The following is a 17,212-nucleotide window of genomic DNA, read 5'->3' as shown; positions in this document are numbered from 1 at the left end:
TAGGAACATTAGATGAAGCGAATAAAAAAGTAACAGGTGTTCCAGTGTTAACAAAAGTAAGTGAGCTAAAAAATGCAATAACACCATCATCAGGAGCAAGTGTTGAGATATTAGATGCAACAGGTGGAAGTGCAGTAGAAAATCAAAGTACTACTAAAGTGACATCAACTATGGTAATAGAGATAACAGCAGAAGATGGAACAACTAAAAAAGAATATAAGATAGAGTTGGCAGCTAGTAGTGCAAATGATATAGAATCAACAAGTGTAGGAACATTAGATGAAGCGAATAAAAAAGTAACAGGTGTTCCAGTGTTAACAAAAGTAAGTGAGCTAAAAAATGCAATAACACCATCATCAGGAGCAAGTGTTGAGATATTAGATGCAACAGGTGGAAGTGCAGTAGAAAATCAAAGTACTACTAAAGTGACATCAACTATGGTAATAGAGATAACAGCAGAAGATGGAACAACTAAAAAAGAATATAAGATAGAGTTGGCAGCTAGTAGTGCAAATGATATAGAATCAACAAGTGTAGGAACATTAGATGAAGCGAATAAAAAAGTAACAGGTGTTCCAGTGTTAACAAAAGTAAGTGAGCTAAAAAATGCAATAACGCCATCATCAGGAGCAAGTGTTGAGATATTAGATGCAACAGGTGGAAGTGCAGTAGAAAATCAAAGTACTACTAAAGTGACATCAACTATGGTAATAGAGATAACAGCAGAAGATGGAACAACTAAAAAAGAATATAAGATAGAGTTGGCAGCTAGTAGTGCAAATGATATAGAATCAACAAGTATAGGAACATTAGATGAAGCGAATAAAAAAGTAACAGATATACCAGTAGCAACAAAAGTAAGTGAGTTAAAAAATGCAATAACACCATCATCAGGAGCAAGTGTTGAGATATTAGATGCAACAGGTGGAAGTGCAGTAACAAATCAAGATGATACAGTAAGTACAACTATGGTAATAGAGATAACAGCAGAAGATGGAACAACTAAACAAGAATATAATATAGAATTACAGAGTAATCCAATTTCAACTTCTTTATCTTCTTTAGGAAGATTGATGAGTAATATAATTAATTTTAATAGATAGTTTGAATTGGTCTTTATATAAACTATATAGGTACTATAGTTTTATATTAATCTGTACCATTTAAAATAGGTTAATGTAAGTTATTTAATATAATATAAGTATTATTACTTTCCTTAATATAATAAATAATTTATTTGATTTAAAATGATAGAAATAAAAAATATTAAAGACTGTAAATGAATTTGTATAAGAGCAAGTTTATTACAGTCTTTTTAATGAATACAATTAATAAATGTAAAACAAAGCGGTAATGTAAAATAATTTGTGCTTCAAGGTTAATAAAAATCTTCTTTATGGCAATGATTTAAATATAATCAAATGTCGTAAAGGAGATTTTTTATGAATACTTTAAGAAAACAATTAGTCAAAGAAATTATATCAGATGGAGAATTTATAAAATCTGGAGATATAAGTAGTTATCTAAGAGATATGTTCAAAGATATATTACAAGAGATGTTAGAACAAGAAGTGGCATTAGAGCTAGGTTATGAAAAGGGCGACAGCCATAACAAGAATACAACTAATAGAAGAAATGAATATAGCAAAAAAACTGTAAAGTCACAATTTGGAGATTTACAACTAGACGTTCCAAGAGACAGAGATAATGACTTTAACCCAGTAGTCGTTCCTAAAAATATTAGAGATATCTCAGGAATCGAAGAAAAAATAATATCACTTTATGCAAGAGGTATGTCAACAAGAGATATACATGAGCAAATATTAGATTTATACGGTATAGAAATTTCAGCTGATCAAGTAAGTAATATAACAAATATTGTAATTCAAAGAGCTAAAGAGTGGCAAAATAGAACTCTTGAACAAGTTTATCCTTTTGTATTTATGGATGAAATTCATTACAAAGTAAGAGATGATGGAAAAATAAAAAATAAAGCTGCATATGTAGTTCTAGGAGTAAATAAGGATGGTTTCAAAGATATTTTAGGAATATGGATAGGTGAAAACGAAACTTCAAAGTTTTGGTATAGTGTTTTAACCGATTTAAAAAATAGAGGTGTTAAAGATGTACTAATTTTTAGTGTTGATGGATTAAATGGCTTTAAAGAGGCGATAGCCGCAAGTTATCCTAATTCTATAATACAAAAATGTATAATCCATCAGATAAGAAATACTTTTAAATATGTTTCATACAAAGATTCAAAAGTATTAATAAGTGATTTTAAATCTGTATATAAAGCAGTTAATGAACAAGAAGCCTCATCGGCTTTAGATAAAATAGATGAAAAATGGGGTAAACAGTATCCTTCGGCAATTAAAATTTGGAGAAATAACTGGGATGTTATAGCACCATTTTTTAGTTTTCCTGAAGAAATAAGGACTATAATGTACACTACAAATATAATTGAAGGACTTAATAGACAGTTTAGAAAAGTCACAAAAACAAAGTCCACTTTTCCATCAGACGACTCACTATTAAAAATATTGTTCTTAGCAAGTGAAAATGTGATGAAAAAATGGACTATGAGATATAGAAACTGGGATAGTATATATAATCAGTTATCTATATTCTTTGATAATAGAATATAATTTTTAAAAATTATATTTCAAAAATTTGCCATAATATATATGGTTTCCAAAAATATTTAGAAATATCCCAGTATATATATTTTACAATTTATTAGAATAAAATTCATATATTGGGAAATATTAATAGTAAATAAATAATTGTTGCTATAAAGTAGAAATTATTTTTAAAAGTGCAAATTAATTTACAGTCTCTATAATTAAATTAACTTTTTAATATTTTTATATCAGTTTAAAACTTCACATAATTTTCATATGAATTATCTATTAAATTCACACACAAGAGTTATTATATAAACATAGAAGATAGTAAAACTAGCTTAAAAACATAATATAATACCCTATACAAAATAGTGGCAACTCTCCCTCACATCCTCAATTGTTGCCACTATTTTAATTTTTTGTATAAAACAAAAAACCCCACCATAAAGTGGAGTCTTTCATAAATCTCATCTAACCTAAGCCTTAAAACAAACAGAATTTTTAACCTCAAGCTCTCTATTTATCTTAGCAACCTTAATCTTAATCTTGTCCTTCAAAGGGATACACCCTATATTGCTTTCACTTCTCACATTAACACTTCCAACAAACTTACCAGAATCATTATAATACTTTGCAACACCAACAATATCTCCCTTATTGATAGGATAACTCATGCTCTTAAACACTATCTTAGGATTGATATTCTCATTATCTGAAACAACACCATATAAATCTTTATCTACTTTAACCTTTATCTTAAAATCATCAATACCATCGATACAAGGAGTTTCTATAGTATCTCCCTTATGAGCTATCTTCTTAGAATGGAAATTATCTTTACCATACTTCAATAAACTAGCAGAAGAAGAAATTCTACTCTTCTTATTACCATCACCAAGCACAACACCTATTAATCTATGATTTCTTTCATTTTTAGCATCTTTAGGAACCATCATAGAAAATGCAAAACAATATCCAGCATTATCTGTATAACCTGTCTTTATTCCATCTACACCAGGAACTGAAACAAGTAGAGGATTTGTATTGTAGTGTGTAAAATCCTTTTTAGTATCATTATAAACTTGCATAGTAGTTATTCTAGTAACCTGACTTTCATAATGGTCATACATATACTTTCCAAGAGTAACTATATCATGAGCTGTTGATATGTTCTCTATAGGAGGCTCTTTACGTTCTGGGTCAGTATATCTAGGAAGACCATTTGGATTAAAATAATACGTATCATGCATTCCTATTTCTTCAGCTTTCTTATTCATCATATCTACAAAACTCTTTTCATCTTTACCAATGTATTTTGCTATGGCCATAGCTGCATCATTTCCAGAAACAAGCATAAGACCCTGCATAAGCTCTCCTAGAGGTATTTCATCTCCATCTTTAAGCTTACAAGTAGAACCTCCAACAGAAGCTGTAGACTTGTCTATTTTTACTATATCAGTTTCTTTAACTTGATTCTTATCTACTGCCTCTATTGCAAGTAAAAATGTCATCATCTTACTTAAGCTAGCTAGAGGCATTTTTTCGTCGCTATTTTTTTCAAATAATATTCTTCTAGTATCTTGGTCTATAAGCAATGCCGCCCTTGACGAATTTGGGACTGGTGGATTATCTGCAAATGAGAATCCAGGTGTTATAAATGTAAAAATTAATGCAAGTATTGCTAAGTGTTTTATTTTTCTTTTCAAAATTTCATCCTCCATTTCATATACTAATTATGTGCGCAAGATAGGAACTATCAGTTTTATTTATTTAGATATTCATTAATCATATCTATTATATAAGCAATTTCCTCATCTGGTATCGAAATATTAAAGTAAGCTTCAGTTGTTTTAAAAGCTTCTCGTATTAATTCATATAATTTATAATTTTTACCAATTAAATCAGTAATGTTATTATATGGAAAAGTTGTATTTTTAAAACATCTTTCTATCATAAAAGAGCAGTGTAATATATATCCAAGTTTAAATTTACTCTTAAGGTCTTTGTCTATTAACTCTATTATTGAAAATAATGATGAATTAACATAGTTGAATAATTTAACTGAGTCCAATAATTCTAAGTTCTGAGACATAAAGTTTATTATTAAGCTGTTATATGATAGATTTGTTTCCTTTATATTAGTGATAATGTTGGCATTGAATGTACCTTCTATTATCTTGTTTAACATATCAAGCCCATATCCATTTAGAAGTTCTTCTATGTGTATAAATGGAGTGTTAGCAACATTAAAGTCTACACTACCAACAACTGCTAAAATTTTAGTATTACTAAATTTATTCCTATACATTTTAAAACTCTCTATATTATGAGGAACTAAGTTAATATTGTATTTATTAATATTTTTAAGTGAAGAATTTATAAAGTCTGCAACTTTCATAGCTGAACCATAACCTGTTATACAAGTAGTTATTATAACATAATCTCTTGATTTTTCAGGGTAATCTATTTCTGATGAGTCAATTGCAGCTCGTCCAATATATGGATTTAAAGAGCTTAAAGAGTTAGCTAACTCATCTAAGGTCATTTCCGGTAGAGTACTTTTTCTTACTGCTTCCAAAACTATTGGAGTAGACACCATTTCAATAGAGCGTGTTTTAATCTTTGTCTTTTCTGAAATAAGTTCTCCAAAAGCTATGAGAGAGCCCATATCTGTTAAAAGGAGTACTCCCTTACCTTTATCACATTCTTTTACCAATTCTATAGCTTTGTCAAGTATAGTACTTACTTTCACATCCAAAGGCATATCAATTGCATTACAATGGTTTGTACCAAGTAGTGAATTGGCTACATCACACATACTGCTAGCTGTTGAATTTCCATGAGCAAGTATTATAACTCCAATACTTTCAGCGTGATTATTAGGCTCAAGGTATGTACTATTTAGAAACATAGATATAAATTTTACTTCATCTTTGGGTAAAGATATCTGTAGGTCATTTTCAATTATACTTAAAACTATTTTAGCTATATTTAAATCTTTCTCTAAGAAAATTTTATCATTATATAGATTGTACTTAGGATTATATGTATCCTGGTTTATATTTTCTATTAGAGCACTTATATGCATTGAAAGAGCAACATAAGTCTGTTTTGTATATTTATTTCTAGATATTTTTTCAGCTTCTTTTAAAGAGTGTTCAACAGCATAGTAAATCTTTGGGTTGATTACTTTAAAAATCTCATTACTTGTATAATCAGAATGAGTCACTGATGATACTGAAAGTAATTTTGTAGAGTATTTCTCCATATAATTTATAAACATACTCCTTATATCATTTTCTAGATAAGGAATCTCTGTAGAGTATCTAAATCCATTGTTTGATGTATCTATATTGTATTTAGATAGTTCTTTTGTATACTCAACTTCTAAGTTGTTACCATTGAATTCATAAAAAAGCATATAATCAAGTTCTGATAATTTGTTTAAATTACTGCGATTTTCATTCAACTTTAAAAGACCAGTGTAAATATAGTCAGGCACAAGAGACAAGTCTATTTCTATGTTATCTTTTAATTCAGTCTTATAATTTAAAAATGCTCTTGCACTCATAAGTTGTATATCAGACTTAAGTTGACCTATATTACCAAAACAATCATAAAGTAGTAATGATTTAATTACATCTTTATGAACTCTTATAGTTGCATTAGTATATTTAGATTCTATAATGAAGAAATACTTAATGAGAGATAATCTTTCTTTTAAGGACCTATCCTGTAAAGCAGGTAGGTTAATTGTAACAGGAATTCTTCTTAGAAAAGTTCCAAGTAAGGAAGACTGTATATCTTCTGTTGTAGCACACACAATAAAGACTGTAGCTCTGTGTACGACATCAGATTCTCCTAATCGTCTGTATATACCTTTATCCATCAAAAGAAAAAGCATCTCTTGACCTTCTGGGGGTAATCTGTGTATTTCGTCTAAAAACAATATACCACCATTAGCCTGTGCAACTATCCCAAATTTATCCTTGTTAGCACCAGTAAAAGAACCTTTAACATAACCAAATAAATTACTAAGAAGTAAGTTAGCATTTTCTGCGTATTCAGCACAATTAAATACTACAAATTTACTTTCAGAAGAAAAGACTTTGCTTTCTATAGCATATTTGTACATTGTTTCAGCAAATGTACTTTTTCCAACACCAGTAGGCCCTATAAGTAATGTATTAAGACCTTTTGGAGGGTAAAGTATGGCAGATTTAGCTTTTTCTATAGCTAATTTAAGGCTAGAATCATATCCAAGTAATGTTGAGAAGACATCCTCTGAATCATTTTTAGTTGATTTAAATAGTTCATTACAATTGCTTATAGAATATTCTGAGCTATTTAAAGTACGGCCAATCAAATTTTCAATAATACCAGCATGTAAAAATAAAATAGGTTTACCAGATATTTTTACAACTTTCTTTTCATTGTATAGATTATTTAATTCTTTACTAGTATTACTTCTATCAAGAGATGAATTGTTAGCAACTTCAAGAGTAGTAAATCCTGTTTTCTCTGATTGTAGGTCTTTTAAAGTTATATTATTACATAACTTATGTAGTGATAATAAAACTTTATCTTTTCTTAACATATAGTACTCCCTTTCTTTATATTTAAGTTATATAAAATATATTATAATATATATTTTATATTAAAATAAGGTTTATAGTGGATATTTTGTATTTTACTTTTTAATATGTTGTTTTGTGTAGTAGTTGGTGTTAAAATAATAGTTGCATTATATGAGATATGGATTTTTATGGATTTACATAAGGCATTATGTTGTTATATTAGATAAGTATAAACTTTGTAATGTATGTAGCACTTTTATTTAATGTTCATATAAATATAAAAACTAATTATTTAAATAAACATAAAAATTAATTATTATCTTATGAGCAATTTGCAAGTGTACAGATTTAAAATTATAGTTATTGTAAATCATAAATTATAGTAGATTTTAAAGTATTCAATGAAGAATTAATAAAATGAATACTAGGTGGAGAGATAATTTTTTATTGAAACAAAAATAATGAAAAGAAAAATAAGCTTATAAAATTTAAAGAGGTTATATATCAATGGTTGAAAGTGTCTATGAAATATTAATTCAGCCATTTTATGGTGTAAATAACTTTATAATTTATTTTTGACAAGCATAAAAAACAAATTTTTTCATAAAATCTAAATATTGGATATTAATTATTTAAACTAGTTTAAATAATTAATATATTGTAATAAAATATGAATAATATTATAAAAGAATGGGAGATATGTTTTGTGGATATAGATAGAATTTTAAATTTTTCCTCAAATGCAGGTAAAGCTATGTTGCAGAGTGGAGGAGAAACTTATAGAGTTGAAGAAACGATAAGTAGAATATGCCAATCTTTTGGTATAGAGCATGTAGATGTATTTGCAACTCCAACAGCTGTAATGGCATCTGTTTTTGTAGATGGAAAACTACACTCAGCAATTAAAAGAATAAGTTCAAGAAGGGTAGACCTAAACTTAGTTCATGAAGTTAACTCATTATCAAGAGCAATCAGTATAAATGATTTAGATATTGAGTTATGTGAGAGGATTTTAGATGAGATAAGTGAAGACAATTATTATTCAGATATAGTAACAATAATTTTTGCGGGTATTGCAGCAGCAACTTTTTCTATATTATTTGGAGGAGATTTAAAAGAATTTATAGCTGCATTTATGGTGGGAATAATGACTAAATTTGTTATTATGTACTTAAATAAGTCTTCACTAAACGATTTTTTTGTAAATGCAATAGGAGCAGTTGTCATAGCTTTTTGTTCCATTGTAATTCTAAAGCTTGGATTTATAAAGACTATGGACCATTTAATAGCAGGAGCAATAATGCTTTTGGTTCCAGGGCTTGCTTTAACTAATGCGTTAAGAGACTTGTTAGATGGTCAATTGATATCTGGTCTTGCAAAGTTGGCAGAAGTATTTTTTGTAGGTGTATCTATAGCAGTAGGAATGTTTTTGGTACTAGGATTATACTTCAAGTTAGGGGGTATATAAATGAAATTGTTTATAGAAGTAGTAGCAGCTTTTTTTACAGCCTTAAGTTTTGGAATTCTATTTAATATGAAGGGAAAAAACTTGATAATATCAGGTGTCGGTGGAAGTATAGCATGGTTTTCATATAAGTTTTGTTTGAATATGGGTGTATCAGTAAATTTGTGCTTTTTTATAGCTACAGTATGTTTTGCAATATATTGTGAATTATGTGCTAGGATTTATATGACTCCATCGACAACTTTAAGTGTCTGTTGTCTTATAATCCTAGTACCAGGTTATGGAATATATAACACTATGTATTCTGTTTTAACTAATGACTATATTAAGGCAGTAGAGTATGGGGTAAGTACATTATCTTGTGCAAGTTCGATTGCATTGGGGTTAGTATTTATAACCACAGTATTTAGGAAAGTTAATCTATATGGAATAGTTTCAAAGATAAAAAATAATGAAAAATATAAGAAGAGCATAAATAAAATTAAACCACAGAAATAGAAAAAATTGACTTTTATGCCAAAGGATGATAATATAATAACATAAAATAGAATAAGAATATCTTTTATTAAATTAGATATTCTTATTGTCATAATATTAGTCACGGTTTTTTATTTCAACAAACCGACAACTTGAATCACAGATGTAAGTTTTAGAACTTGTTTTGTATTAACAAATTTGTATTAATGTAGAAACCTTAATTCTAAATTAAAAGGGGGAAGATTCACAATGGAGAAGCTGTCAGAGAAGAGGAGAGTCAAGGCAGTAAGTATGGAAACCTTCGTATTTATTGTACTTTTGGCGGTAGGATTTGGCTATGTAGGCAGTATCATGGGTGCAGGAATGATGTTCAAAGTAATAATGAGTACAGCACATGCACTTTTACTAGAAACAGTATTTTTGATAATGGCAATGGCAGTCCTTGCAGGTGCACTTAGTGCATTACTTTCAGAATTTGGAGTAATATCTTTAGTAAATAAGATATTTAAGGGCCTTATGAGACCTATATGGGGCTTACCTGGTGCTAGTATAGCAGGAGTAGTGGCAACTTATTTATCTGATAACCCAGCTATTATACCATTCGCTAAAGACAAAACATTTACACAATACTTTAAAAAACACCAAATACCTGCTTTATGTAACTTAGGAACAGCTTTTGGTATGGGACTTATTGTAACAACTTTCATGATAGCTCAAGGTAAAGAATATGTATTACCAGCTATAATTGGTAACGTTGGAGCAATAATAGGTAGTATTATTAGTGTTAGAATTATGTTGACTTTTACTAAAAAGTATTATAATTATGACCCTAAAATTGATAATGACAAACAAGCAAATGGAAAAGGTGAAAAGATTGAAGAGTTTAGAGAAATAAGAGATGGTAATGTATTCCAAAGAGGATTGGATGCTATACTTGAAGGTGGTAAGCTAGGTGTTGAAATGGGTATGGCTATAATACCAGGAGTTTTAGTAGTTTGTACATTAGTTATGTTATTAACTTTTGGACCATCTACAGACCCTGCTACAGGTCAAGCTGTTTACACAGGAGCTGCATATGAAGGTATAAAATTATTACCTGCTATTGGTGACAAAATCAGTTTTATAATAGAACCATTATTTGGATTTACTTCACCAGAAGCAATAGCATTCCCTGTAACTGCATTAGGTGCTGTTGGGGCAGCAATATCTCTAGTGCCAGAATTTATAAAATCAGGTGCTGTAACTCCTAATGATATAGCAGTATTTACAGCAATGGGTATGTGTTGGAGTGGATATTTAAGTACACACATTGGTATGATGGATGCTTTAGATGCAAGACCATTAGCTGGTAAAGCGATTCTTTCGCATACAATAGGTGGTTTATGTGCAGGTGTATGTGCCCACTTTATATTTATGCTTGTTGGATAGGAATGTTTTAAAAATCAAATATTAAGATATTATAATTTATTAGATTGAATCAAATTAACAATTTAAATATGTAAAAATTAAATTAGTGATTTAAATATATAAAGGTGCTGTTTTGAAATAGAGATTTATTTTCATTTTAAGACAGCACCTTTTAGTAATTTGAAGGTATTAATTAAATGTATTGATTGAATTTATTATGATAAAATTGTATTATATACATTAGAGTCAATTTAAACAGTAACAGTAAGGAGGAATTGCAGTAAATGAAAAAAGAACGACTACATCATGAAGACTTAAAAGAGTATGATTATGATGAAGATGACTATCTCAGTAAGAAAATAATTATTAAGGACTTTATAAAAACTATATTGGTTATGATAATTGCTACTGGAATATCAGTAGCTTTTAAAAAAGTAGGTTTTAATGAATCTAATATTATTTTAGTGTATATATTAGGTGTATTATTTGCTACAAGTATAACACATGGGTATTTTTTTGGAATACTTTCTTCAGTAATAGGAGTGCTATCATTTAATTTTTTCTTTACACACCCATTATATACTTTTATAGCTTATAGAAAAGATTATCCAATGACCTTTTGTATTATGCTTTTGGCAGCAATTATAACAAGCACTTTAACTTCTAGAATAAAAAAAGAAGTAAGACTTTCTCATAAAAGAGAGAAAATGATAAGGTTGCTTTATGAAAATAATAAAACACTTCTTAAAGCAAAAAATAAAAATCAAATAATTGAATTTTGTGGGTCTAATTTGGTAAACATGTTAAATAGAACTGTTATAGTAACTATTGCAGATGGTGATAATAATCTAGGTAAGCCAAGTATTTATATTTGTAATAATGATGGAAGTGAGAATATATTCCACTCAGTATTAGAAAAGGAAGCTATAAAAGAGGCTTTTAGAACAGGCGAACCAGTTGGGATTGGAACAAAATATTGTAAAAATAGTAGTGCTTACTATTTTCCTATAAAAGGTCAAGAATCCAATGTTCTTGGTGTTATAGGTATTGCATGTTTTAAAATTGATATTATTACGGAAAATGAAAAGATATTGTTGGAAGCAGTTTCAACACAGGTTGCATTAGCAATTGATAGAGAAAACCTATTTGAAAAGAATAAAAAAGCTAATCTTGAAACAGAACGAGAGAGATTAAGAGGAAACCTACTTAGATCAATTTCTCATGATTTGAGAACTCCACTTACAAGTATACTAGGTTCTTCTTCAACTATACTTGAAAATGATGACATAATAGATAAAGAAACTAGAGTAGAGCTACTAAAAAATATATATGAAGATACAAGTTGGTTAACACACTCTGTTGAGAATATACTTAGCATGACCAGAATAGATGAAGGAAAATTGGATATTGAAAAACGTCCAGAGGTTGTAGATGAAATAATTGCGGAATCTATATTAAGAGTTAAAAAATTTGCCAATAGTAGAGAGATACAAACCAATATACCAGATGAAATAATAATAGTTCATGTAGATGTATTATTGATAGAGCAAGTTTTAGTAAACTTAATTGACAATGCTATAAGACATACACCTAAAAATTCTAAGATAGAATTAACTGTAAGCAAAGAAGCTGAAAATGTATTATTTGAAGTGGCAGACAACGGAAAAGGAATACCAAGTGAAGATATTAAGAATATATTCAATAGATTTTATACAAAGAATAAAGCAAGAAATCTTGAAAGAAGAGGGATTGGTCTTGGTTTAGAAATATGTAAGTCTATAGTACAAGCTCATGGTGGAGAAATTATTGCTTTCAATAATCCTTCTGGAGGAGCTACATTTAGATTCAGTATACCTTTAGATAAAGGGGAGGTGAAAGACGAATGGAAGTAAAGCCGTTGGTTTTAATTGTAGAAGACGATAGACCAATTTGTAAATTTATAAAAGTGTCTCTGGAAACTCAAAACTATAGATGTGTAGAAACTGACAATGGAGGCACAGCTATATCACTTATACATTCTCTTGACCCAGATTTAATAATTTTAGATTTAGGTTTACCAGATATTGATGGAATTGAGGTAATAGGTAGAGTTAGGGCTTGTGCTAAAAATAATAAAATAATTGTTGTTTCAGCAAGGGAGCATGAAAGAGATAAAGTTGAGGCTTTAGATGGCGGAGCAGATGATTATTTAACTAAACCTTTTAGTGTAACAGAACTTTTGGCTAGAGTGCGTGTGGCCCTTAGAAATAAAGTTCAACAAGGTAAGATAAATAGTGACGTTCCTACCACCTTTGAGGTTAAAAATCTAAAGATAGATTATGAAAAGCATCTTGTATCTATTAATGGTGAGGAGATACACTTAACTCCAATTGAATATAAACTTGTTGAATTAATGTCTAAGTATTCAGGGAGAGTTTTAACACATAAATTTATAATAGATAAGGTATGGGGTAATTACTATGAAAGTGAAAACCAATCCCTTAGAGTTTTTATGGCAAGTATAAGACGAAAAATTGAAAAAAATCCTGCTCAACCAGAGTATATTTTAACTGAAGTTGGAGTAGGATATCGCATGACAGATGAATAAGTATCAAATTAAAAGTATTAGTTAATCTAAACTAGTAATATTTTAACTAAATATAAATAGCCATGTATTTTATAATAAGTAGGAGGAAAGACAGCCTATTAATATTATATTTGCATGGCGATTTTTAATACAAAAACTATATTTTAATAAAGACTATATTTTTATTTAAATAAAATATATTTCAAATTGAGCTTTAGTTAATGTGATATTTCTTTTTGATAAATACTTTTTATATATAAAATATTTTATTTATTAATAAATATTTTTTAATATAAAAAAGTTACTATTTTTATCTTTTTATAATGGTCTTTATGATATTATTAATATAACTATAATAACAACACTGTAATTCATTGTAGAATGTACTTTTTTAGCAATGAGAACTTATGTCTTTTTAAATGGGTAAAGCAGTTTGATTTTTCATAATATAAATATTTATTTAATAGTTATGTAAATATTTATACTATATATTGAATGAAGATATGAGTATAAAATATAATTTTTATAATGTAAAACTTGCTTAGAACTAAGTTAAGGTATGAATAACAAGAATTATATGAAGATTAAAAAAATAGTATGTACAGCAAAAGATATTTATGATAATTTAAGTTTTAGAGAGCCTCAATGAGTAATATGATAATGAGCTCTATTTGTCAAAAAAGATGATGCTATTGTATTCTTTTTTTTTATAAAAAAGTACAATAGCATCATCAAAGGTACATCAAAACTTGACATAGTTTCAAGAATTTAAAAAATTGAATAAAAGGAGTTATACATAAATGAGTGTGAGAAACTTAGTAGATGAATTAGATGAAATTATATATGTTTCCTCCTTGGATACATATGAACTTTTATATATTAATAAAAATGGGAAAAGGCTATTAGGGCTTGATGATATTTCTCATAGAAAATGTTATGAAGCATTACAAGGAAGAGATTCTCCTTGTGAATTTTGTACTAACTCTTTTTTGAAAGATGATGAATATTACATATGGGAAAATACAAACACTGAAATAGACAGACATTTTATATTAAAAGATAAATTAATTGAGTGGGAAGGCAGAGCTGCACGACTGGAAATAGCTCTTGATATTACTGATAAGGAAAATATAAGTAAGTCGATAGAAGAAAAATTAGAAATAAAAGAATTACTAGTTGGGTGTATTAAACATCTTATAACAGAAACTAATTTTTCAGATGCTATAAATCTTGTATTAGGCAGTATTGGGAAATTTCATAAGGCTGATAGAGCATATATTTTTGAAGTGTCAGCAGATGGTAAAAAGATAAATAATACATATGAATGGTGTAATCAAGGGGTTGAGGGACAAAAACAATTCCTTGAAGATATTGATATTGAATCACTAAAAAATTGGTTTTTATTATTTCATGAAAAAGGTTTTATAATAGTAGATAATATAGAAAGTTTAAAAGAAACACAACCAATTGAGTATGAAATTTTAAAACCTCAAAATATTGAAAGTTTAATAGCATCTTCATTAAAGCAAGATGATAAAATTATTGGATTTATTGGAGTTGACAATCCACAGAGAGCTGTTAAGGACACATCTCTTTTGACTTCTCTATCTTATTTTTTATTGACTGAAATGAAAAAGAGAGAAGTAGAAAATAAATTGAATCATATGAGCTATTATGACTTTTTGACTGGGGTTTACAATAGAAATAAATATATTAAATACATAGATAATTTTTACAGCAATAAAGCTAAATCTATGGGGGTTGTGTTTATAGATATAAATGGATTAAAAGATATCAATGATAACTTTGGACATGCTAGTGGCGATTCTGCTATTGTATCAACCTGTGTAATTATAAAAAAATACTTTCATTCCTATAATATTTATCGTATTGGTGGAGATGAGTTTGTTGTATTATGTGAGGAAATTTCAAAACAACTATTTGAAGAAAAGGTTACTTGGTTAAGTGAGGAGTTTAAAGATACTAGGGTATATAGTGTAGCAATAGGAAGCACTTGGAGTGAAGATAATATAAATATACATATGTTGACTAAAATTGCTGACGAGAGAATGTACCAAGATAAGCAAAGATATTATGAAAAAAATAAATTAAGGACCAATAAATTAGAGGAGATAAGCAATTTAAATGATTCAGAAAAAAGAATTTTATCTACATATGAAGATTTAGAGACTAAAGAATCTTTTGACAGTATAACAAGTGATGGATATTCCAAAACTTATGAAAAATTAGTTTATAATACATATGATATTATCTTAGATATTTGCTTAGAGAAAAACTTAATTACTCCAATCTATCAATCAGAAAACAATATTTTTAAAATTTCTGTAAAAGAGAACATACAAAAAACATTTTTATACATTAGAAACTATATAGTTCATCCTGATGATAGAGCTATATTTTACTCTAATCTTTATTCAAAGTTTCTTGATGATTCAAAAAATAACAAGCAAGAGGACTTAAAGTTGAGTTTTGAATGTAGATATTTAGGAGAGGATAAAAGGTACTATTGGGCATCTATGTGTATCCTAAATGTCATCAGTAAAAATAAATTTGGTGAAAATCAGACGCATATTTTGCTTTCTATTAAAAATATAGACCATATTATGCAAATACGTAAAAGGCAAAGAGATATATTGACAGGGCTATATAATTACGAAGGCTTCTGTCAACAAGCAAACTTATTACTCAAAAAACATCCTAATAAACATTATGTTGCTATAATGATGGATATAGATAAGTTCAAGGTAATTAATGATATTTATGGTATTCAAGAGGGAGATAGGGCATTAATATATATTGCAGAACTGATTAAAAAAAATATTACTTCTAAGGGAATCTGTTGTCGTATGTATGCAGATGTGTTTTGCATTTTTTATGAGTGTTATCATGATAAAGAGGTAGATAAATTAATTTATAAGATTACAAAAAATTTAAGTATAAAGCAATTTGAATATATGTTAGTATCATGCTTTGGAATTTATAGGATTTTGGATAATAATATATCAGTTACAAATGCCTGTGAAATGGCAGGATATGCACATAAAAATGTAAAGAAGCAAAGTATAAGTCATCATATGTTTTACGATGAAGCTATGAGGAATGATGCAATTGAAGAAAAACAGATGGAAAGAGAAATGGAGTATGCATTGGAAAATGGACAGTTTCATGTATACTTACAACCTAAGTATAATCTTGAAATAAATGAAATTGTAGGAGCAGAGGCCTTGGTTAGATGGATACATCCAGAAAAAGGTATAATACCTCCAAATAAATTTATATCACTATTTGAGAAGAATGGGTTTATTATTAAACTAGACATGTATATATGGGAGCAAGTATGTACTTTGATAAGAAAATGGATAGACTTAGGTCAGAAGCCAATACCGATTTCTGTAAATGTATCAAGATTACATTTGTATAATCCTCAATTTAGATATATTGTTTTAGGTCTAATAAATAAATATAATATACCAAAATCATTTTTGGAATTAGAACTTACAGAAAGCTTATTTATTAAAAATATAAAGCTATTTGCCAAGATAATAGCAGAGCTTAGAACAGATGGTATTATATTAAATATGGATGACTTTGGCTCGGCATATTCTTCATTAAATATGCTAAAAAATATAAATATTGATACATTAAAGATAGATTGTGGATTTTTCAATGAAAAAGAAATTACAGAAAGAGAAAAAATTGTTTTAAAGCATACTATAGCCATGGCTAAGGACCTAGAAATGGATGTAGTTGCAGAAGGTGTAGAAACAAAAGAGCAAGCAGAATTTTTAGCTAGTTTGAATTGTGTTGTAATTCAGGGATATTACTATTGTAAGCCTATTCCAAGTCTAGATTTTGAAAGTTTACTTTATAATCATCAAGATAGTAAACTAATAACTACTTAAAATAATATACTTTATTTAAATGTAATATATTCTGTGATAGGTTGTCTAAATTAAATGTAAGATAGTCTGTATATATTCAGTCAATTAATAATTCAAGGTTGAAATATATACAGGCTTTATAGTATTTAAAATTTAATTTTTAAAGATTTTTATTCTAAACGCTTGTATAG

At 28.2% G+C, this 17,212-nt stretch carries 10 protein-coding genes; 8 read left to right on the top strand and 2 right to left on the bottom strand.

What is annotated here, in order from left to right; all coding sequences use genetic code 11:
• Positions 1-1,103: hypothetical protein (locus tag IC174_RS18930; protein WP_227483661.1), on the top strand; the 1,103-nt coding region annotated here is incomplete at its 5' end.
• A gap of 339 nt (positions 1,104-1,442) precedes the next feature.
• Positions 1,443-2,648: an IS256 family transposase gene (locus tag IC174_RS18925; protein ID WP_227483660.1), complete on the top strand. Its 1,206-nt coding sequence runs from the start codon at positions 1,443-1,445 to the stop codon at positions 2,646-2,648.
• 455 nt (positions 2,649-3,103) lie between these two features.
• Here the strand turns inward: IC174_RS18925 and IC174_RS18920 are convergent, their stop codons facing one another.
• Together IC174_RS18920 and IC174_RS18915 are read right to left on the bottom strand one after the other, a co-directional pair.
• On the bottom strand, positions 3,104-4,348 hold the full coding sequence (locus tag IC174_RS18920; RefSeq protein ID WP_227483659.1) for a D-alanyl-D-alanine carboxypeptidase family protein: 1,245 nt from the start codon (positions 4,346-4,348) through the stop codon (positions 3,104-3,106).
• Positions 4,349-4,389: 41 nt separating this feature from the next.
• Positions 4,390-7,224, bottom strand: a complete 2,835-nt coding sequence (locus IC174_RS18915) for a sigma-54-dependent transcriptional regulator (protein WP_227483658.1) — start codon at positions 7,222-7,224, stop codon at positions 4,390-4,392.
• Positions 7,225-7,910: 686 nt separating this feature from the next.
• On the opposite strand from IC174_RS18915, the gene IC174_RS18910 reads away from it, so the two are divergent.
• The 6 genes from IC174_RS18910 to IC174_RS18885 all read left to right on the top strand — a co-directional run bounded on the left by IC174_RS18910 (position 7,911) and on the right by IC174_RS18885 (position 17,042).
• Positions 7,911-8,672: a threonine/serine exporter family protein gene (locus IC174_RS18910; RefSeq protein WP_227483657.1), complete on the top strand. Its 762-nt coding sequence runs from the start codon at positions 7,911-7,913 to the stop codon at positions 8,670-8,672.
• The gene (locus IC174_RS18905) at positions 8,673-9,167 is read left to right on the top strand and encodes a threonine/serine exporter family protein (protein WP_227433653.1); all 495 of its coding nucleotides are present in this window, start codon (positions 8,673-8,675) and stop codon (positions 9,165-9,167) included. It begins immediately after the preceding gene.
• 228 nt (positions 9,168-9,395) lie between these two features.
• On the top strand, positions 9,396-10,574 hold the full coding sequence (locus tag IC174_RS18900; RefSeq protein WP_227483656.1) for a hypothetical protein: 1,179 nt from the start codon (positions 9,396-9,398) through the stop codon (positions 10,572-10,574).
• A gap of 263 nt (positions 10,575-10,837) precedes the next feature.
• On the top strand, positions 10,838-12,445 hold the full coding sequence (locus IC174_RS18895) for an ATP-binding protein (RefSeq protein ID WP_227433651.1): 1,608 nt from the start codon (positions 10,838-10,840) through the stop codon (positions 12,443-12,445).
• Positions 12,436-13,140, top strand: a complete 705-nt coding sequence (locus IC174_RS18890; RefSeq protein WP_227433650.1) for a response regulator — start codon at positions 12,436-12,438, stop codon at positions 13,138-13,140. Before IC174_RS18895 ends, IC174_RS18890 begins: the two co-directional genes overlap by 10 nt.
• Positions 13,141-13,919: 779 nt before the next feature.
• Positions 13,920-17,042, top strand: a complete 3,123-nt coding sequence (locus IC174_RS18885) for a bifunctional diguanylate cyclase/phosphodiesterase (protein ID WP_227483655.1) — start codon at positions 13,920-13,922, stop codon at positions 17,040-17,042.
• Positions 17,043-17,212 lie beyond the last annotated feature (170 nt).

The sequence above is a fragment of the Clostridioides sp. ES-S-0001-03 genome (assembly GCF_020676075.1).
Taxonomy (GTDB): Bacteria; Bacillota; Clostridia; order Peptostreptococcales; family Peptostreptococcaceae; genus Clostridioides.
Note: the sequence above shows the minus strand (reverse complement) of the source record. Positions and strands in the feature narration are given on the sequence as shown.